The organism is Stenotrophomonas sp. HMSC10F07 (genome assembly GCF_001807895.1).
GTDB classification, from domain to species: domain Bacteria; phylum Pseudomonadota; class Gammaproteobacteria; order Xanthomonadales; family Xanthomonadaceae; genus Stenotrophomonas; species Stenotrophomonas sepilia.
Genome location: NZ_KV791442.1, coordinates 18,439 through 37,100, shown reverse-complemented (window position 1 = coordinate 37,100; position 18,662 = coordinate 18,439). Strand labels below are relative to the sequence as shown.

At 65.7% G+C, this 18,662-nt stretch carries 18 protein-coding genes and 1 tRNA gene; 4 read left to right on the top strand and 15 right to left on the bottom strand.

Going from position 1 to position 18,662, the window contains the following annotated elements; all coding sequences use genetic code 11:
- Positions 1-126 precede the first annotated feature (126 nt).
- Complete coding sequence (locus HMPREF3114_RS17135; RefSeq protein WP_070490133.1) at positions 127-2,007, top strand: DUF262 domain-containing protein; 1,881 nt, start codon at positions 127-129, stop codon at positions 2,005-2,007.
- Positions 2,008-2,017: 10 nt separating this feature from the next.
- Positions 2,018-3,352, top strand: coding sequence for a methylamine utilization protein MauJ (mauJ, locus tag HMPREF3114_RS17130; RefSeq protein ID WP_176746389.1), 1,335 nt, complete (start codon positions 2,018-2,020; stop codon positions 3,350-3,352).
- A 202-nt stretch (positions 3,353-3,554) separates the two neighbouring features.
- Here the strand turns inward: mauJ and HMPREF3114_RS17125 are convergent.
- From HMPREF3114_RS17125 to HMPREF3114_RS17060, 14 genes are all read right to left on the bottom strand, one after another.
- Positions 3,555-3,629 (bottom strand) — tRNA-Val (locus HMPREF3114_RS17125).
- 174 nt (positions 3,630-3,803) lie between these two features.
- Complete coding sequence (locus HMPREF3114_RS17120) at positions 3,804-4,157, bottom strand: PilZ domain-containing protein (protein ID WP_005412452.1); 354 nt, start codon at positions 4,155-4,157, stop codon at positions 3,804-3,806.
- Complete coding sequence (locus HMPREF3114_RS17115; RefSeq protein WP_070490130.1) at positions 4,154-5,110, bottom strand: DNA polymerase III subunit delta'; 957 nt, start codon at positions 5,108-5,110, stop codon at positions 4,154-4,156. Before HMPREF3114_RS17115 ends, HMPREF3114_RS17120 begins: the two co-directional genes overlap by 4 nt.
- On the bottom strand, positions 5,107-5,772 hold the full coding sequence (tmk, locus tag HMPREF3114_RS17110; protein ID WP_070490129.1) for a dTMP kinase: 666 nt from the start codon (positions 5,770-5,772) through the stop codon (positions 5,107-5,109). The genes HMPREF3114_RS17115 and tmk overlap by 4 nt, the downstream gene beginning before the upstream one ends.
- The gene (gene mltG / locus HMPREF3114_RS17105) at positions 5,769-6,830 is read right to left on the bottom strand and encodes an endolytic transglycosylase MltG (protein ID WP_070490127.1); all 1,062 of its coding nucleotides are present in this window, start codon (positions 6,828-6,830) and stop codon (positions 5,769-5,771) included. Before mltG ends, tmk begins: the two co-directional genes overlap by 4 nt.
- A 232-nt stretch (positions 6,831-7,062) precedes the next feature.
- Positions 7,063-8,427 carry an aminodeoxychorismate synthase component I gene (locus tag HMPREF3114_RS17100; protein ID WP_070490126.1) on the bottom strand — a complete coding sequence of 455 codons (1,365 nt, stop codon included), beginning with the start codon at positions 8,425-8,427 and terminating at the stop codon, positions 7,063-7,065.
- Between the two features lie 134 nt (positions 8,428-8,561).
- Entirely contained in the window at positions 8,562-9,824 is a 1,263-nt protein-coding gene (fabF, locus tag HMPREF3114_RS17095; RefSeq protein WP_070490124.1) for a beta-ketoacyl-ACP synthase II, read from the bottom strand.
- A gap of 143 nt (positions 9,825-9,967) precedes the next feature.
- Positions 9,968-10,207 carry an acyl carrier protein gene (acpP, locus tag HMPREF3114_RS17090; RefSeq protein ID WP_005415509.1) on the bottom strand — a complete coding sequence of 80 codons (240 nt, stop codon included), beginning with the start codon at positions 10,205-10,207 and terminating at the stop codon, positions 9,968-9,970.
- A 152-nt stretch (positions 10,208-10,359) separates the two neighbouring features.
- The gene (fabG, locus tag HMPREF3114_RS17085; RefSeq protein ID WP_005408312.1) at positions 10,360-11,103 is read right to left on the bottom strand and encodes a 3-oxoacyl-ACP reductase FabG; all 744 of its coding nucleotides are present in this window, start codon (positions 11,101-11,103) and stop codon (positions 10,360-10,362) included.
- Between the two features lie 82 nt (positions 11,104-11,185).
- Positions 11,186-12,130, bottom strand: a complete 945-nt coding sequence (gene fabD / locus HMPREF3114_RS17080; RefSeq protein WP_005415507.1) for an ACP S-malonyltransferase — start codon at positions 12,128-12,130, stop codon at positions 11,186-11,188.
- Positions 12,131-12,289: 159 nt separating this feature from the next.
- Entirely contained in the window at positions 12,290-13,072 is a 783-nt protein-coding gene (locus tag HMPREF3114_RS17075) for a BUD32 family EKC/KEOPS complex subunit (protein ID WP_053499577.1), read from the bottom strand.
- A 76-nt stretch (positions 13,073-13,148) separates the two neighbouring features.
- Entirely contained in the window at positions 13,149-14,126 is a 978-nt protein-coding gene (locus tag HMPREF3114_RS17070; protein WP_014036188.1) for a beta-ketoacyl-ACP synthase III, read from the bottom strand.
- 91 nt (positions 14,127-14,217) lie between these two features.
- Positions 14,218-14,412: a 50S ribosomal protein L32 gene (gene rpmF / locus HMPREF3114_RS17065; RefSeq protein WP_005408308.1), complete on the bottom strand. Its 195-nt coding sequence runs from the start codon at positions 14,410-14,412 to the stop codon at positions 14,218-14,220.
- Positions 14,413-14,519: 107 nt separating this feature from the next.
- Positions 14,520-15,029: a YceD family protein gene (locus HMPREF3114_RS17060; protein WP_005415504.1), complete on the bottom strand. Its 510-nt coding sequence runs from the start codon at positions 15,027-15,029 to the stop codon at positions 14,520-14,522.
- A 113-nt stretch (positions 15,030-15,142) separates the two neighbouring features.
- Here HMPREF3114_RS17060 and HMPREF3114_RS17055 point away from each other — a divergent pair, with 113 nt between their 5' ends.
- On the top strand, positions 15,143-15,712 hold the full coding sequence (locus tag HMPREF3114_RS17055; RefSeq protein WP_070490123.1) for a Maf family protein: 570 nt from the start codon (positions 15,143-15,145) through the stop codon (positions 15,710-15,712).
- Between the two features lie 102 nt (positions 15,713-15,814).
- On the opposite strand, the gene HMPREF3114_RS17050 is transcribed toward HMPREF3114_RS17055, so the two are convergent.
- The gene (locus HMPREF3114_RS17050) at positions 15,815-17,650 is read right to left on the bottom strand and encodes a glycosyltransferase family 39 protein (protein ID WP_053499579.1); all 1,836 of its coding nucleotides are present in this window, start codon (positions 17,648-17,650) and stop codon (positions 15,815-15,817) included.
- Between the two features lie 42 nt (positions 17,651-17,692).
- On the opposite strand from HMPREF3114_RS17050, the gene HMPREF3114_RS17045 reads away from it, so the two are divergent.
- A complete protein-coding gene (locus HMPREF3114_RS17045) occupies positions 17,693-18,646 on the top strand; it encodes an AAA family ATPase (RefSeq protein ID WP_005415501.1) in 954 nt (317 codons plus the stop codon).
- The last annotated feature ends 16 nt before the right edge of the window (positions 18,647-18,662 follow it).

Sequence of the window (18,662 nt, the reverse complement as noted above, 5' to 3'; positions counted from 1 at the left end):
CTGGTCATGCCGGCCTTTGGGCCGGCGCGCGCCTCACACTCTGATTCAGTCCTTGAGACGGGACCGGGGCACCCCAGTTCGCGGTAAGCTGGCCGCTGGGGACAGCCACAACCAACAGGGGACCACTTGGACGCGAACACCCGTCAGCTCAAGGCCATCTTCGATCCCAGCGTGAACTTCCAGGTGCCGCTTTTCCAGCGGCCCTACGTGTGGGCGCAGGACGAGAACTGGAAGCCGTTGTGGGAAGACATTCTGGCGCTGCTCGATAGGCATCTGCGCAGCGGGGCTGCCCGCGCCCACTTTCTGGGCGCCATCGTGTTGGAGCAACTGCCCAACCCGGCCGGGTCCGTGGAAGCGCGCCAGGTCATCGACGGACAGCAGCGTTTCACCACGCTGCAACTGTTCTTGATGGCGGGGCGCAACTTGGCGGCTGAGCACGGTGCCGAGCGTTACGTGGGGCGCTTCACAGGCTTGGTGGAGAACGACGACGACCTGGTGGAAGACCCCAGCGAGAAGTTCAAGCTGTGGCCGACCAACAGCGACCGGGCGGCGTTCAAGACCATCCACGCGAGTTTGAACCTCCAAGACTTGGACAAGGCAATGAAGGGCAAGCCCGAGCTCGCCCGCAGCAACCTCGTCGGCGCCTACCGCTATTTTCACGCCCGGTTGTCCGACTGGTTGAACGGGAAGCTGGACGACGTCGACGACACGCCCGAGCTGGCCAGCAAGACGGTCGCCGATCGCCTGGAAACGCTGTGGCAGGTGGTGAACCGCAGCCTGCAGCTGGTGGTGATCAACCTCGACAAGGAAGACGAGGCCCAGGTCATCTTCGAAACCTTGAATGCCCGCGGCACCGAGCTGTTGCCGGCCGACCTCATCAAGAACTACCTGTTCCGCAAGGCGCTGAACCAAAAGGCGGACGTGGAAGCGCTCAACGATCAGCATTGGGCGCGCTTCGAACGTGGGTTCTGGCGGGAAGAGGTTAAGCAAGGCCGCATCACTCGCCACCGCATCGATCTCTTCATCAACCACTACCTAGCCCTGATGACCCGGGATGAGGTGAAGACCTCACACCTGTTCAACGCCTTCAAGGCCTTTGTGGAGTCCGCCGAGTCGGCACCGGGGTCGCTCATCCCGGTGCCGTCGGACGCGGATGGTCACATTCGCCAGCTCTCCCGCTACGCCGATGTGTTCGAAGCCTTCCACCGTCCCGACGGCCACTTGGCCTTGGCCCGGTTCCTGCGCAACCTGGAAGCGGTGGACACCACCACCGTTTACCCTTTCTTGCTGCACGCCTATGCGGAGCTCATGCCCGACGACCAGACCGAGTTCGACAAGGTGCTGGCGGTGCTTGAATCCTTCCTCATGCGCCGGCTCATCACCAATTACACGAGCAAGAACTACAACCGCCTGTTCGTGGATCTCATCAAGGCGGTGGAGAAGGGAGGCAGCTTGACGGCCAAGGCCGTGGCCGAGTACTTGGGCAAAGGCGCTGGAGAGAGCACCAAGTTCCCCATCGACTCGGAGCTTTTGACCGCAGTGTTCGACTGGCCGCTCTACGGCCGCATCGCCCAGTACAAGGTCCGCGCGGTCCTGGAAGCGCTTGATGCCGCGGCACAGTCCACCAAGAGCCCCGTGTTGGCCATCCCCACGAACCTGACCATCGAACACGTGTTGCCGCAGACGTGGCAAACGCACTGGCCATTGCCGGCCGAGGCGAAGGCGGACCCGGTGGTCGAGCAAAAGGCCATCGCCCGGCGCGAGGTGATGCTCAACACCTTGGGCAACCTCACGCTCATCACGGGGGCGTTCAATTCGTCGCTGCAGAACGCGGCATGGTCGGCCAAGCGGCCCGAGCTGTTGAAGTATTCGAAGATCAACCTGACGCAGTATTTCCACGGCCCCGAAGCGGACGACTGGCACGAGGATGCCATTCGTAAGCGCACTGAGCACTTGTTTGGGTTGTTGCTCAAGGTGTGGCCGGACGCCAGCAAGGTCGCCGCATAGGAGAGGAACGGTGCGGACCCCGTATGTGCCCCATGTGTTTGGCGAGGAGGTGAAGCGCAAGCTTCGTAGCCGAATTGGATGGCTGTCCGCTGCGGTGGCGAGTTCCATACCGTGGCCGAAGAAGGACGTGTGGATCCGGTACGCCGAAGACGATTTCATCCTGCGCGGCACCGAGAACGGACAGCAACCCACCGCGCCAGCCGTCACTGTGCCAGGGACTTCACAGCAGATTGAAGAGGGACTGGCCAAGGTCTATCGCCTGACCTCAGTTCTAGGGTGGTTCTTGAACGGATACGTGGATGTGGTCGAAACCATCCAGGGCAGCCACCCCATGGGGTTTGGCGCGCAGATGCGGCAGGCCTATTCCGAAGTGGGCCAGTTCGGAGATCGAAGTTTTGATTGCAATCATATGCCGATCATCGAGTCGGAGAACGTGCGCATTGCTTTGGCGTTCTGGCGGGAAGGGCAACGCCTGACACGGGTCCACGACAGTTACGCATTCCTGAGCTACTTCAAGGTGATTGAATCGCAATACCAACAGGGCGCCGACCGCGCCGATTGGTTTGCTCGCCACGTGGATCTCATGACGGGTGAGGCTGGAGCCCGAGTGGCCCAACTGCGTGCGGATGGCATGGATGTGGGGCGACACCTGTATGACAGCGGTCGGAACGCCGTGGCACATGCATCCTTCGGTGGCGGCATCGTCGATCCGGACATTCCGGCCGATCGCCGGCGGATTGCGGCCGACCTGGTCCTGATGCGAGAACTGGCCAGGCACTACATCGCCAGCGATTTGAAGGTGCCGACGGCGCGGGAGCTTTATCGAACCCGCAATCGCATTGAGCCCTGGGAACCGCTGATTGACGAAAGGGCGCTCGCTGTATTCAAGGCAGGCGGAACCCCCGAAGGGGAGTTTGGTTTGGATGGGTTGGTTGTGGCGCTCAACTTATGGCCGGATAGCCCCATGCCAGGTCTTAGCCGGCTCATCATGAGGGTGGACGCGGTGCATGAAGGGGCCGCCAGAGTGCTCTTGTTCAACGACCGCATGACGATGGTGTTTGCGTTCGTGATTGACTTCCGAAAAGGGCAAATCCACACGCAGCTGGACAATAGCGGATTGCTGCAGAACGACGAGCACAGGCCAATCGAGGAAGACGTTCGCGAGTTCTACACGGTATTCCACCGGGTGATCGGAAATGCTGTGGTGGAACTTCGCATTGAAGGACGTGAGCCCGTGGACTGCGAGGTGGTCATCCCTGTGAACATCCTCCCCAGAAATCCTGAGGAAGCGGTGGCGGAAGCCGTCGAGGCGTTCCGTCGGGCGAATGCACAAAAGCCGGAATGATCACGGCGAGCGATTGCGGAGACTAGAGAAGGCCGGCTTAGCTGCACTTCCCGTTCCATTGCGGCCCCATGCATGGCCCGCAGGCGATGGCTGGCACGCCGTACCCCTTTTGCTGTTATGAGGCTGTTACAGAACAAAAAAAGCCACCTCTTTCGAGATGGCTTTTTTGATCACAAGCCCTTGTATATCAAGGTACTTTAAATGGTGGGCGGTACAGGGATCGAACCTGTGACCCTTGCCGTGTGAAGGCAATGCTCTACCGCTGAGCTAACCGCCCGGTGTGTTGCTGAGCCGCTCATTATAGGGGCTTTTCAGAGGCCGTCAACACTTTTTCACATTCGTGTTCACGGGTGTTTTCGGGGTGTGCAGCCGAGCATGGCTCGGCTCTACAGAACAGCGGGTTCACGGCGTTTCGGGGCATGGAGCCAAGCATGACCCGGCGCTACCGGAATCACATCGTATGGGTCGGCTTGTCCGAACCGGTCAGGCCCGCCAGCAGGGTTTCGATCTTGTGGCGCACGCCCTCGCCTTCGGCACCATCGGCCAGCTGCACGCCGATGCCGGCGGTGCGGTTGCCCTGCGCGCCGGCCGGGGTCACCCAGATCACCTTGCCGGCCACCGGCAGGCGCTCGCTGGAATCGGGCAGGGTCAGCAGCAGGAACACCTCGTCGCCCAGGAAGTAGCGCTTGGGCGTGGGCACGAAGATGCCGCCATTCTTCACGAACGGCATGTACGCGCTGTACAGCGCGGCTTTGTCCTTCACGGCCAGGGACAGGATGCCCTGGCGGGCGTTGCTGGCACTCATCGATTTCCCCTTGCGGCAGGCCGCTCGTTCACCTTGTTCCAGGCCAGCAGCAACTCGACCACCGCAAGGTCTGCACGCACCGTGGTGCGCAGCAGGTCGCGGGTGCGGTTGGCCGCATCGAACCAGGCTGCAAGCTTGTGCAATCGCTCCGGCGTGGTCAAGGCATCGGTGCTGGCCTGGGCCAGCGCCAGGTCGGCGGCAAAGCGCAGGCGCAGCGCCGCGTTGTCGTCACCGCACCACTTCTGCGCCAGCTCCACCGCGCCGGTCTTGCCGGCAGCCAGCTGTTCCAGCTCGCGGCCCACTTCGCGGCGCAGGCTCAGGCCGTCTTCGCGCAGCCAGTTGTCGGCCTGGCCGGGGTGGCCGCGCGCCGCGTCCAGCGCTTCGCGCGCCGATGCTTCGCTGTGGCCCTGCTGCTGCAGCCAGGCCAGTGCTTCGTGCTGCGGCGGCAACTTGAATTCCAGGCGCTGGCAGCGGCTGCGGATGGTCTGAGGCAAGCGTGCCGGGTCGCTGCTGATCAACCACAGGTAGCGGCCGGGCTGCGGCTCTTCCAGGGTTTTCAGCAGCGCGTTGGCGGCCGAGCGGTTGATCGCATCGGCCGGGTCGACGATCACCACCTGCGCCACGCCGTACTGCGGGGTCAGCGCCAGCTTGTCGGTGATCTCGCGCATCTGCTCGATGACGATCTCGGTACGCAGCTTGTCGCCGCTCTTGTTCGGAATGAAGCTGACCAGCTGCAGGTCCGGGTGCGTGCCCGCCGCGATCAGCTGGCGCGTGCGCGTGGCGTGGGCTGCATCGCCCTGCGCCAGCACGTGGTCGGCCAGCGCCAGCGCCACCTCATGCTTGCCCAGCCCGGCAGGACCGCAGATCAGCAGGCCATGACCGAGGCGACCGGCGTCGAGCGCGGCCACCGTCTGTTCGAACGCGCGCTGCTGCCAGGGCGAAAACGTGCTCATGCGCCCTCCCCGCCCTGCAGCCAGCGCTCGACACGCGCGACCACGTCGGCGGCCACGCGTTCCTGCACCTGGCCGGCGTCGATCAGCGCGAAGCGCTGCGGGTCCTGCTGTGCGCGGCTGCGGAACACTTCGCGCACGCGCTGGAAGAAATCGTCCTGCTCGCTCTCGATGCGGTCCGGCCACAGGTCACGGCCGTTGGCGCGCGCGCGGCCGACGGCCACGTCCACGTCCAGCAGCAGGGTCAGCCCTGGCAGCAGGCCGACCGCGCGGCGCTCCAGGTCGGCAATCCACTGCGGATCCAAGCCGCGGCCACCGCCCTGGTAGGCGTAGCTGGAATCGGTGAAGCGATCGCTCAGCACGTAGGCACCGCGCTGCAGCGCCGGCCGGATCACCTGGCGCACATGCTGGGCGCGTGCGGCGAACACCAGCAGCAGCTCGGCTTCGGCGCTGAGCGGCTCGGCAGCGATCTCGGCATCAGGCTTCAGCACCAGGCCGCGGATGCGCTCGGCCAGTGGCGTACCGCCCGGCTCGCGGGTCAGCACCACCTCGTGGCCGTGGCTGCGCAGGCAGTCACGGATGGCATTGATGGAGGTGGTCTTGCCCGCGCCTTCGCCGCCTTCCAGGCTGACGAAACGCGGGTGGCGAAGCAGCGCGGGACTCATTGCGCCGGGGTCTCCTGGGTACGTTGCTGGCGCAGCTGCTGCAGGTAGCGGGCTACGGCCGCGTTGTGCTGGTCCAGGCTGGGCGAGAACACGTGCGCGCCGCTGCCATCGCCCACGGCGACGAAGTACAGCGCGTCGCCCGCCGCGGGTTGCGCGGCCGCCATCAGCGCATCGCGGCTGGGCATCGCGATCGGGGTCGGAGTCAGGCCGGCACGGGTGTAGGTGTTGTAGGGCGTATCGGTAGTCAGGTCGCGACGGCGGATGTTGCCGTCATACGCGGCACCGAGGCCGTAGATCACGGTCGGGTCGGTCTGCAGGCGCATGCCGATCTTCAGGCGGCGCATGAACACGCCGGCGATCTGCGGTCGTTCGCTGGCCAGCGCGGTTTCCTTTTCGATGATCGAGGCCAGCGTCAGCAGTTCGTAAGGCGTGTTGATCGGCAGGTCCGGCGCGCGGCTTTCCCAGGCTTCGTCCAGCGCCTTTTCCATTGCGGCATGGGCGCGCTTGAGCACGTCCAGATCACTGTCGCCGCGCTGGTAGACGTAGGTCTCCGGCAGGAAGCGGCCTTCCGGATGCTGGCCACCGAAGCCGAGGCGCTGCATCAACGCGGCGTCATCCAGGGTATCGGTGGTGTGCAGCAGCGGCTCGGCGCGCTTGAGCGCGGCACGCAGCTGGCGGATGTTCCAGCCCTCGACAATCGTGACCCGGTGCTGCAGCACCTTGCCGGCGCGCATGCGCAGCAGCAGCTCGCGCGGGGTCAGCTCGCCACTGAGCGCGTACTCGCCCACCTTCAGTTTGCCGGCCGCATCGAGCTGGCGCGCCAGCAACTGCCACTGGGTGTCCTGGCCCTCGTCCACGCCGGCATCGCGCAGCTTGCGCAGCACGCTGTTCATGCCATCGCCGCTGGCGATGACCACGCTCTCGGCGGACGGGGTGATCGGGGCATCGGCGAACCGGGTCTGCTGGTAGAAGAACCACGCGCCCGCGCCGGCCACGACGGCGCCCAGCACCACCACCAGCGTTACCACGAACAGACACCCGCGCTTGGCTCCCGCCATGGACTACCTCTGAACTCGATTCCGTCGTGCAGGATACCGTGCCGGTGGATTGGGGTCATGACCGGGGCCACGCCCCCGTGCCGACCAGCGGCCGGCACCTACCACAATCCATGCCTGGCGCGGCGATCAGTAGATCCACGCCATGCGTGGATGAATGGCCAAGGAGGCCTCGGTGCTGACCAACGGTCGGCACCCACCGTGGGGGAATGGCGTTGCCGGCCAGCGGCCGGCACTACCCTTGCTGGCCCAGCGCGCGCAGCAGGCCGCGGGCCTTGGCGCGGGTCTCGTCCAGTTCCTTGTCCGGGTCCGAATCGACCACGATGCCGGCGCCGGTGCGGAAGCTCACCTCGTGGCCATCCACTTCGGCGGTACGGATCAGGATGTTCAGGTCCAGGTCGCCATCGCGGTTCAGCCAGCCGAACGCGCCGGTGTAGGCACCGCGCGGCACCTGCTCCAGTTCACTGATGATCTGCATGCATCGCACCTTGGGGCAGCCGGTGATGGTGCCACCCGGGAACGTGGCGGCGATCACCTCGCCGGGCGTGACCTCCGGGCGCAGGTGGCCGCTGACATTGCTGACGATGTGGTGCACATGGGCGTAGCTCTCCACCGTCATCAGCTCATCGACCACCACGGTGCCGGGCAGGCAGATGCGGCCCAGGTCGTTGCGTTCCAGATCGATCAGCATCACGTGCTCAGCACGCTCCTTGGGGTGGCCGACCAGCTCCTGGATGCGCGCAGCATCATCGTCGCCCTCGAAGCGCGGACGCGTGCCGGCAATCGGACGGGTCTGCGCGTGGCCGGCATGCACCGACACCAGCCGCTCCGGCGAGGAACTGACCACATGGCGGCCGTGCGCGCTGAACAGGCCGGCGAACGGTGCCGGGTTGGCACGACGCAGCTGCGCGTACAGCGCCTGCGGGTGGACCGGCGCAGCGAACTGCGCGCTCCAGCGCCGCGACAGGTTCACCTGGAACACATCGCCGGCACGCAGGTAGTCGATCACCCGGCGCACGCCGTCGGTGAAGCGCTGTGGCGCATCCTCGCCCACCGACTGCGGCGGCTGCCAGCCCTGCCCGGCCTCCGGCAGTGCCTGCGACGCCATGGTCACCAGCGCCTCCAGCAGGGCCTGCTCACCTGCTTCGGCGATGACGAAGCTGGCGTCGTTCTGGTGGTCGTGCAGCACCGCAGCCGGGCAGCGCAGCGCCAGCGCGGTCGGGCGGCCGTCCTCGCGCGCGCGCGCCGGCAGCACCGGTTCAATCTGGCTGGCCACTTCGTAATCGAGCATCAACGCCCAGCCGCCACGGAACGGCAGGCTGTGGCTGCCGTCGTGCGGCAGGCGTTCGTGCTGCCAGGCACGGTCCAGCACCTGCAGGAAGCTGCCGGCGTGTACCGCGTCGTGCTGGTCGCGCACCTGGCCATCGGCATCCAGCCGCAGGCAGTCGCCCTGCGCGGCCAGCAGCAGGCTCCAGCGGCCCTGAGCGGTGCCCGAGGCGGTGGATTCCATCAGCAGCGGGAAGCGCGCCGGGTCATGATGCTGCAGGGCCAGCAGATCGATCGGGTGCGGCAGCGGTTGGATCAGCGGTGCGTGGGTCATGGCAGCCAGTTCGGGGATTCAGATGCGCGGAAGCCGCCTTGCGGCGGCCTCCTCGTGCGTAACGCACGTTCAGTCGAGCATGGCTCGACTCTACACAACGGCGAAGTCGAGCATGGCTCGCCTCTACAACTCGGTCAGACGCGCTTGAAGATCAGCGTGCCGTTGGTGCCGCCGAAGCCGAAGCCATTGGACATCACCACGTCGACCCTGGCCTGGCGCGCTTCGTTGGGCACGTAGTCCAGGTCGCAGCCTTCGCCCGGCTGCTGCAGGTTGATGGTCGGCGGAATGACGTTGTCCTGCAGCGCCATCACCGAGAAGATCGCTTCCACGCCGCCGGCCGCGCCCAGCAGGTGGCCGGTCATCGACTTGGTGGAGCTGACCATCATCTTGTAGGCGTGGTCGCCGAAGGCGGTCTTCATCGCCATGGTCTCGCCCAGGTCGCCCAGCGGCGTGGAGGTGCCGTGCGCGTTGAGGTAGCCGACCTGTTCCGGGGTCACGCCGGCGTCCTTCATGGCCATGACCATGCAGCGGGCGGCGCCTTCGCCGTTCTCGCTCGGGGCGGTCATGTGGTACGCGTCGGAGCTGGCGCCGAAGCCGGCCAGTTCGCAGTAGATCTTCGCGCCACGCGCCTTGGCGTGCTCGTACTCTTCCAGGATCAGGATGCCGGCGCCGTCGCCCAGCACGAAGCCGTCACGGTCCTTGTCCCACGGGCGCGAGGCCTGTTCCGGAGCGTCGTTGCGGGTGCTCATGGCCTTCATCGCGCAGAAACCGCCCAGTGCGGTCGGCGACGAGCCGCGCTCGGCACCACCGACCACCATCACGTCGGCATCGCCGTACTGGATCATGCGCATCGCGGTACCAATCGAATGGTTCGAGGTCGCGCACGCCGACACCGCCGAGAACGACGGGCCCTTCAGGCCGGTGATGATGCTCAGCTGGCCCGGCAGCATGTTGATGATGGTCTTGGGCACGTAGAAGGGCGAGATCTTCTTGCCCTCGTGGAACTCGATGGTCTGCTCTTCGATACCGAGCAGGCCGCCGATGCCGGCGCCGACAATGGCGCCGATGCGCTCGGCATTGGCGTCGGTGATCTCCAGGCCCGAGTCGTGCAGGGCCATGAACGAGGCACCGAGGCCGTAATGGATGAACGGATCCATCTTCTTGGCATCCTTGCCGCTGACCCGGAATTTGCCGAACAGTTCATTGTCGGCGGTGATGTCAAAGCCCTTGACCTCACCTGCAATCTTGGTGGTGAACCGATCCAGATAGGCATCAGAAACGTTGGTCAGCGGACCGATGCCCGAACGACCATGGGTGATGCCTTCCCAGCTGCTGGCCAGATCATTGCCCAACGGCGAGACGATACCCAGGCCGGTTACGACGACGCGACGCTTCATTGCTGATTCTCCTGGCCCGGATGGTTTCAACGGGCAACTCGGTTTGCTTCGGTGTGATGCTCAAACACACGGGGCCGCAACTGCGGCCCCATGGGGTGCGGTGCGCGGCGAGCGGAGACCCGCGCGCGCACTGCCGTCTGACATCAGGCCTTGACGTGCGCCTTGATGTAGTCGATGGCGGCCTGCACGGTGCTGATCTTCTCGGCTTCTTCGTCCGGGATCTCGCACTCGAATTCTTCTTCCAGGGCCATCACCAGCTCGACGGTGTCCAGCGAGTCAGCGCCCAGGTCATCGACGAACGATGCGCTGTTGGTGACTTCTTCTTCCTTGACGCCAAGCTGTTCGACGACGATTTTCTTGACGCGTTCTTCGATGGTGCTCATGGGATCTCGCTCCAGATGGAGTTGTGGTTCAAAAGTGGTCGCCATCAAGGGCGATGGCCGTGGGATAGTGTAGTGGAAACCGGCGCGGCCTTGCATTGCAGCAAAAACCTCCGCAGATCAACCACTTGCGGCGCAATCCCTGCGCCCCTTGCTTACGGCATGTACATGCCGCCGTTCACATGGAGGGTTTCGCCGGTGATGTAACCGGCAGCCGGGCTGGCCAGGAACGCCACCGCATGGGCGATGTCCTCCGGCGAACCCAGGCGTTCGAGGGCGATGTCGTTGATCAGCGCGGTACGCGCTTCTTCCGGCAACGCCTTGGTCATGTCGGTGTCGATGAAGCCGGGTGCGACAACATTGACGGTGACGCCGCGCGAGCCGATTTCCTTGGCCAGCGACTTGCTGAAGCCGATGATGCCGGCCTTGGCGGCCGCGTAGTTGGCCTGGCCGGCGTTGCCGGTCACGCCCACCACCGATGCGATGTTGATGATGCGGCCCTTGCGCGCCTTCATCATGCCGCGCATCACCGCCTTGCTGGTGCGGAACACGCTGGTCAGGTTGGTGTCGATGATCGACGCCCAGTCCTCGTCCTTCATGCGCATCAGCAGGTTGTCGCGGGTGATGCCGGCGTTGTTGACCAGGATCGAGATCGGGCCGAATTCCTTGGCGATGCCATCGAGCACGCTGTCCAGCGCAGCGGCGTCGGTGACGTTCAGCGCGCGGCCGTGACCGCCGTGGGCGGCCAGGCGCTCACCGATCGCGGCGGCGCCGGATTCGGTGGTGGCGGTGCCGATGACGGTGGCGCCCTGGGCGGCCAGCAGATCGGCGATGGCGGCACCAATGCCACGGCTGGCACCGGTGACCAGTGCGATTTCACCCTGCAGGGGCTTGCTCATGTTGTTTTCCTCAGACGGGAGCGGCCGCCGCACCGTGCCGCTTGCAGCGGCCACCGGTACGGTCGGCAGGAAACAGGGAAGGTCAGGCCGACCATGCCTCGCGGGCGGCTTCAAAGTCGCCCGGCGTGGCCAGAGGACGGCCGTCGATGGCCTTGTCGATGCGCTTGACCAGGCCGGTCAGCACCTTGCCTGGGCCGCACTCGGCGATCTGGGTGATGCCACGGGCGGCCAGCGCCTGCACGCAACCGGTCCACTGCACCGGCTGGTACAGCTGCTGGACCAGCGCGGTGCGGATGGCGTCCACGCCGTCGTGCACCTGGGCATCGACGTTCTGCACCACCGGCAGCTGCGGCGCCTGCCAGGACAGGCCGGCCATCACTTCGGCCAGGCGGTTGGCGGCTTCGCGCATCAACGGGGTGTGCGAGGGTACGCTGACGGCCAGCTTGACCGCCTTGCGCACGCCCTTCTCGGCCAGCAGCGCCAGCGCACGGTCGACCGCGTCGGCGTCGCCACCGATCACGATCTGGCCCGGCGAATTGAAGTTGGCCGGCACCACCACCTGGCTGCCTGCGGCTTCGGCGCAGACATCCAGCACCAGCTGGTCTTCGGCACCGAGCACGGCGGCCATGGCACCGACACCGGCCGGTGCCGCTTCCTGCATCAGCTGGCCACGCAGGCGCACCAGGTGCGCGCCGTCATGCAGGCTCAGCGCGCCGGCGGCAACCAGGGCGGTGTACTCGCCCAGACTGTGGCCGGACAGCACCGACGGGCGCGGACCGCCCACGGCGTTCCAGGCGCGCCACACACCAATGCTTGCGGCCAACAGGGCCGGCTGGGTGTATTCGGTACGGTTGAGCATTTCCTCCGGGCCACCCTGGGACAGCGCCCACAGGTCGACGCCGGCACCATCGGATGCCTCGGTGAAGGCTTCACGCACCTGCGGGTGCAGTTCGGCCAGCTCGGCCACCATGCCCACAGACTGCGAGCCCTGGCCGGGGAAGACAAAAGCGAGGGTGGATACGGTCACGCGGTCATCCGCTTGCTGCAATCGAAGCGGGCCATGATAAGGGGGAATCCGCTGTGTCGTCTGTACGTGCGCGTATGCAGGCGTATGGAGGGCGGCCGGGCAAGCGCAAGGGGTCAGATCCCTTTTCCGCAGGAAAAGGGATCTGACCCCTATCAGCCATCAGCAGAACAGCTGCAGCACGTCCAGATCGCCGTCGGCGAGGAAATCCACGCACAGGCCCACCAGCATCAGCACGCCAGCAGTGCTGGCACCGTGGGTGATGAAGATCGAATGGGCCAGCGCGCGCGCTGAGCGGCCAAGCTTCATGCAGACCCTGGCCAGGCTGCGCAGGCGGCCACTGACCGCATGCACGTGCTCGCGCACCGGCGCCTGGACCTCGCCCATCGCCTCGGCCATCATCGCCTGCAGATGTTCGGGGCGATCAGCGTAGTACTTGGCCACGCCATAACCGAACATCAGCCAGTCGCGGGCCTGCGCTTCGGACAGGTCCATCACTTCCAGCGGATCTTCCTCGAAATCGATGAAGCCGACCTGCTGCCCATCCCAGGTGAGATTGCGCGGCAACGGCTGGCCGAAATAGGCGCCGCGCGCATGCGCTTGGGCAATGGCCTGCATCGCCGCCATCACCAGCCGATCACGACCGGCTTCATCCGCTTCACGCAGGCAGGTATTGAACGAGCTGCCGTTGTCGCCGATCACCAGCGCGGCATGGCCGGTGCCCAGCACGTCCGGCACGTTCACGCCTTGCGCCTGCAGCTCTGCAAGGCGGCGGGCCTCGGTTTCGCGCGCGGCGTCACCACCACGGTGCGGCGGCGGGCGCAGGGCATCGAGATGGAAACGGCGCGCAACAAAATTGAGCAGGCCCAGGGCCAGTGCTCGGCTTCCCTTGCCGTACTGCTTCAGCCAGGCACGTTGCCCTTCGATGACGATGGGCTCAACCATGACAGGTCCTCCTTAAACGCGTTACGGCCCCGGAGGGCCGTAACGACAAGACTTCACATTGTCGTAACTTGCACTATCAATAGCGCAGCAGGGCCGAACCCCACGTGAAGCCGCCGCCGAAGGCTTCCAGCAGCAGCAGCTGGCCGCGCTCGACCCTGCCCGACCGCACGGCGGCATCGAGCGCCAGCGGCACTGAACCGGACGAGGTGTTGCCGTGCTTGTCGACGGTCACCACGACCTGGTCCATCGACATGTCCAGGCGCTTGGCGGTGGCTTCGATGATGCGCAGGTTGGCCTGGTGCGGAATCAGCCAATCCAGGTCGGACTTGTCCAGGCCGTTGGCGGCCAGGGTCTCGTCCACGACCGAGTCCAGCGCCTTGACGGCGTACTTGAACACGTCGTTGCCCTTCATGTTGATGGTGCCACCACCGTTGGCGCCGTCCTTGAAACCGCTCGAGACGCCAACCGGGTTCCACAGCAGTTCCTTCTTGCTGCCATCGGCATGCAGGTGGGTGCTGAGGATGCCGGTTTCTTCGTCGGCCTTGAGCACGACGGCGCCGGCGCCATCACCGAACAGCACGCAGGTGGTGCGATCGTTCCAGTCGACCATGCGGGTCAACGTTTCGGTGCCGATCACCAGCACGTGCTTGCAGTCGCCGGAGCGGATGAATTTGTCGGCCACGCCCAGCGCGAACACGAAGCCGGAACAGGCTGCGTTGACGTCGAAGGCGGGGCACCCGGCCACACCGAGCTTGGCCTGGATCAGGCACGCGGTGGACGGGAAAATAAGGTCAGGGGTGGTCGTGCCGACCACGATCATGTCGAGCTGCGAGGCATCGATGCCTGCGGCTTCAAGCGCGCGCAGGGCGGCGTTGTAGCCAAGGTCGCTGGTGGTTTCGCCTTCGGCCGCGATGTGCCGTTCACGAATTCCGGTGCGCGACTGGATCCACTCATCCGAGGTTTCGACCATTTTTTCCAGGTCGGCATTGGTCAGGACTTTCTCCGGCAAATAGCTACCGGTGCCCGCGATCCTCGAATAGATCCGCTTGCTCATCATGTTTCCTGTTGCGCGGGCCGCCGATCACCGGCACGCCCGGGAAAGAAGGCAAAGGCCGCTGCCCGGAGGCAGCGGCCTTCCCGGCACATCAATCTTCTTCGACGGCCGAGGTCTTGGTCTGGATGACCTTCTTGCCGCGGTAGAAACCATCGGCAGTGATGTGGTGACGCAGATGCACTTCGCCGGTGGTCGGGTCGGTCGACAGCTGCTTGGCGCTCAGGGCGTCATGCGAACGGCGCTGGCCGCGGCGGGACGGGGTAACACGGGATTTCTGGACAGCCATGGGATTGCTCCAAACTCGGTTCGTTTTGCTTCGTCGTTTCGTCGCACAGGACGCCAGCGCCCAGCACACTTTTCGCTTTCGCCGCAGCCGCCGACGACAACCGGCTGCTATTGTTTCTTCAATGCCGCCAACGCCGCAAACGGGTTGGCCTTCTTCGTTTCTTCTTCGCTCGGTGCCCAGTCCTGATCGACTGCCTCACCGTCGGGCGACAGCGGCACCACAGGCACCGCCAGCACCAACTCGTCCTCGACCAGGTCCAGCGGACGCAGCTGCCCGTCTTCCGGCACCAGCAACGCCTCGTACTCCTCCGGCAGGGACGATTCCTCGTCCTCGTCGCGGATCAGGCCAAGCCTCTGGGTCACCTTCACCGGCAACAGGAATCGCTGCATGCTGCGCTGACACGTCAGCGGCAACGCGGTGTCGATGGTCAGTTCCACATAGGATACCCGCAAGACGTCGTCGCGACCGAATTCAAGCGAGTAGACACACTCGCCGTCGGTATCTGCGACCAACCCCTGCAGGCGGGTCAATTCAGCCAGGGAGACCTGACCGTCGAAGCGCCTTCGCGCTACAACCATCCGCCAGGCATCCAGCGTTTCGGGCACGTTCGCGGACATAAGCCGCTGAATACTAAGGATCGCACCGCCCGCTGTCAAATGCCCGCCATACAGGACTTGCTGCTGGCGTTGCCGACGGGCCAGACTGCCGCGCCCTGCCTCGGTATTCTCGCATGTCACTGGTCCTGGCCTCCACCTCCCGCTACCGTCGCGAACTGCTGAAACGGCTGGGCCTGCCCTTCGACTGCGCACGCCCGGAGGTGGATGAAACACCGTTGAACGGCGAGGGCCCGATGGCCCTGGCCACGCGCCTGGCCGCCGCCAAGGCGGCCGATGTCGCCGCGCGCCATCCGGGTGCCTGGGTGATCGGCTCGGACCAGGTGGCCGACCTGAACGGCCAGCCGCTGGGCAAGCCTGGCACGGTCGAGGCGGCCTGTGCGCAGCTGGTGGCGATGTCCGGGCAGACGGTACGCTTTCACACGGCAATCAGTCTCAGACGGGATGGAGAATCCCTCGCCGCCCTGGATCTGACCGAAGTGCACTTCCGCGCGCTGGACTCGCAGGAGATCGCCCGCTACGTCGCCACCGAGCAGCCACTGGACTGTGCCGGCAGCTTCAAGTGCGAGGGCCTGGGCATCAGCCTGTTCGAGGCGATCGACAACCGCGACCCGACCGCGCTGGTCGGCCTGCCACTGATCGCGCTGTGCGGCCTGCTGCGCAGGGCCGGATTCGCGGTGCCGTGAACGGTAGAGCCGAGCCCATGCTCGGCTGCTTTTTTCGAGGCTGCCTGCCATCTGAATCGGAAGCAGCCGGGCATCGGCTCGGCTCTACAGGACCAGAGAACCTCAACGAACCTCGAACGGTTGCTCCTGCCACGCCTCCACGCTGCCATCGCGCCCGTGCAGGCGCAGGCCGAGCCAGTGCCGGCCCGGCGCCAGCGTGGTGGTGTCCAGCGACGCGTCGAAGCCCACCGCCGGATGCTGCGGATCGGTACTGTCCGGCCAGGCGGGGCGAATGTCGAACACGCGCCCGTAACGCGCGTCACCGATCGAGCGGCCATCAACCAGCACTTCAACCCGCGCCAGCCCGACCCCATCCTTGAATGCCCAGCCCTTGATGGCGAGCGTTCCGGAGACCTTTTCACCGTTGGACGGCGCATCCAGCCAAGCCATTGAGGGCGTTACGCAGGCCCCCTGTGCACGCTTGGCCGGCAGCCGGAACAGCAGGAACCGCTGGAAGCCATGATCGCTGCTGACCACGCGTGGCGCCGGCAACGGCCCCACCTGCTCGCAGATGGTGTGATAGCGCGCCAGCAGGTCGCGGTAGCGCTGGTCACTGGGTGACAGCACCAGCAGCATCGGCACACTGCGCGGGCCTTCGTGCAGCAGGTCCCACTGCGCCAGCTGTGCGGTGCGCCCATGCTTGTCGTTGAGCGGATGTGGCAACACCTCGATATCGCCATTGCCCAGCTGGAAGCCCAGTTCGGCACCGACCTTGAAGTTGCCCGCCAGGACACGCGTACCCGGTGGCATCTGCCGCAGTTCGTCACGCACCGCCACGGCCAGTGGCTGCCAGCCGGCAAAGTTGCGCGGGTAGTACTTGCTGCCGGCCATCTGCTCGCGAAGTGCCGGCGTGGACGCCATCAGGTAGTAGCCGAACGCCAGCACGGTACCTGCAGCGGCCAGCCACCAGCCGGTACGGCGCAGCCAGCGCGGCCAACCGTTGAGGACCACCGGCACGGCCACCAGCAGCGCCAGGTAGCCTGGCAGCGGCCAGTGGAAACTGATCCGCTCGACATCGGTGAAGAAGCCCAGCAGGAAGATGCCCAGCGTCGACACCCCGCCCACCAGGCCGAAATAGCGCCACTGCACCCGCGCCCCACCGCCACTGCGGGTACCCGCGAGGGCGACCTTCCACATCGCCATGCACAGGATCGGCGTCACCAGCATCGGCTGGATCACCAGGAACCACAGCCCCTCCCACTCGAACGTCCACGGGTGGCGCTCGACCACCTGGAACTTCAGGCCGGCGTCGTGGTTGTCGGCATTCCACGCCAGCAACGGCAGCCAGGCCAGCACGCCCACCGCCAGCGCCACCCATACGCGCGGGTCGGCCAGCATGCGACGGCCCTGCGGCAACGCCAGCAACGCAATGAAGCCGACACCGATGACACCAATGAAGCGGTAGTGGCTGAGCGCACCGATCAGCAGGCCCAGCGCCAGCTTCATCGCCGAGGACGCGTCCACGCTGTGCAGCAGGCGTGCCCCTGCGTGCAGGCAGATCACCGCCGCCAGCGCCATCGGTACGTCCGGCACGGCCAGCAGGCCCAGCGTGGCCGACAACGGCATCAGCAGCGTCAGGCTGCCCGCCTGCCAACCGGCCACGTTGCCGAACCAGCGCGTAGCGATGCGCACCACCAGCAACGGCAGCAGCGCACCGATGGCCAGGAACGGCAGGCGCAGTGCGAGTACGTGATGGCCACCGATCTCCACGCCCAGGCGTGCAAGCCAGGCGGTCAGCCCCGGCAGGTCGGAATAGGCAGCGGCCAGGTGCTGGCCTTCCTGCCAATAGAACGCCTCATCGACGAACAGCGGCAGGCGCGCAGCCACCACCAGCTTGGCCGCTGTGATCAGCGTCCATAACCAGAGAAATATTGTCCGCGCGCGCTGTTCGCCTTGCATTGCTCTATGGATAATCGAGTGGATTCCAGACCTGAGACGATCATGCCAGCCTCGTCCCCCAATCCCAGCATGCTAACCGATCAACTGCGCCAGGCCCTGCGGGAGGCACAGGATCAGGTGAACGCACTGGTGCTGGGCAAGGTGCCGGAAGTCAGGCTGGCCTTTGTCGCCCTGCTTTCTGGCGGCCACCTGCTCATCGAGGATCTGCCCGGGCTGGGCAAGACCACGTTGGCGCACGCATTGGCCAGCAGCCTCGGCCTCAGCTTCCAGCGCGTGCAGTTCACCTCTGACCTGCTGCCGGCCGATGTACTTGGCGTTTCGGTGTACGAGGCCGGCAGCCGCCAGTTCCAGTTCCATCCCGGCCCGGTGTTCACCCACGTGCTGCTGGCCGATGAGATCAATCGTGCACCGCCGCGGACACAGAGTGCGCTGCTGGAAGCGATGGCCGAGCAACAGGTCACACTGGATGGACAGACACATCCACTGCCCGACCCGTTCTTCGTGATCGCCACGCAGAACCCGGTCGACCTGTCCGGTACCTTCCCGTTGCCGGATTCGCAGCTGGATCGTTTCCTGCTGCGCCTGGCGATGGGCTACCCCAGCGCGCAGGCCGAGCGCGAGCTGCTGCGCGGCACTGATCGCCGCGACCTGATCGCACGCGCGCTGCCAAAGCTGGACGACACCCAGGTGCGTGCATTGCGTGAAGCGGTTGACCAGGTGCATGCCAGCGACGCGTTGATCGACTATGTGCAGGCGCTGCTGACCCGCAGCCGCCACCATGCCGGCGTGCGCGTAGGCCTGTCACCGCGCGCGGGACTGGCCCTGCTGCGTGCCGCCAGGGCACATGCGCTGCTGCTCGGCCGCGGGCATGTGGTGCCCGAAGACGTGCAGACCCTGTTCGTGGCGGTGGCCGGCCATCGCCTGGTGGCCGAAGCCGAATCCAGCTCCGGGCCGGCGCTGGCGCGGGCGATCCTGCAGACCGTCGCGGTGGACTGAAGGTGGCCACACGCTG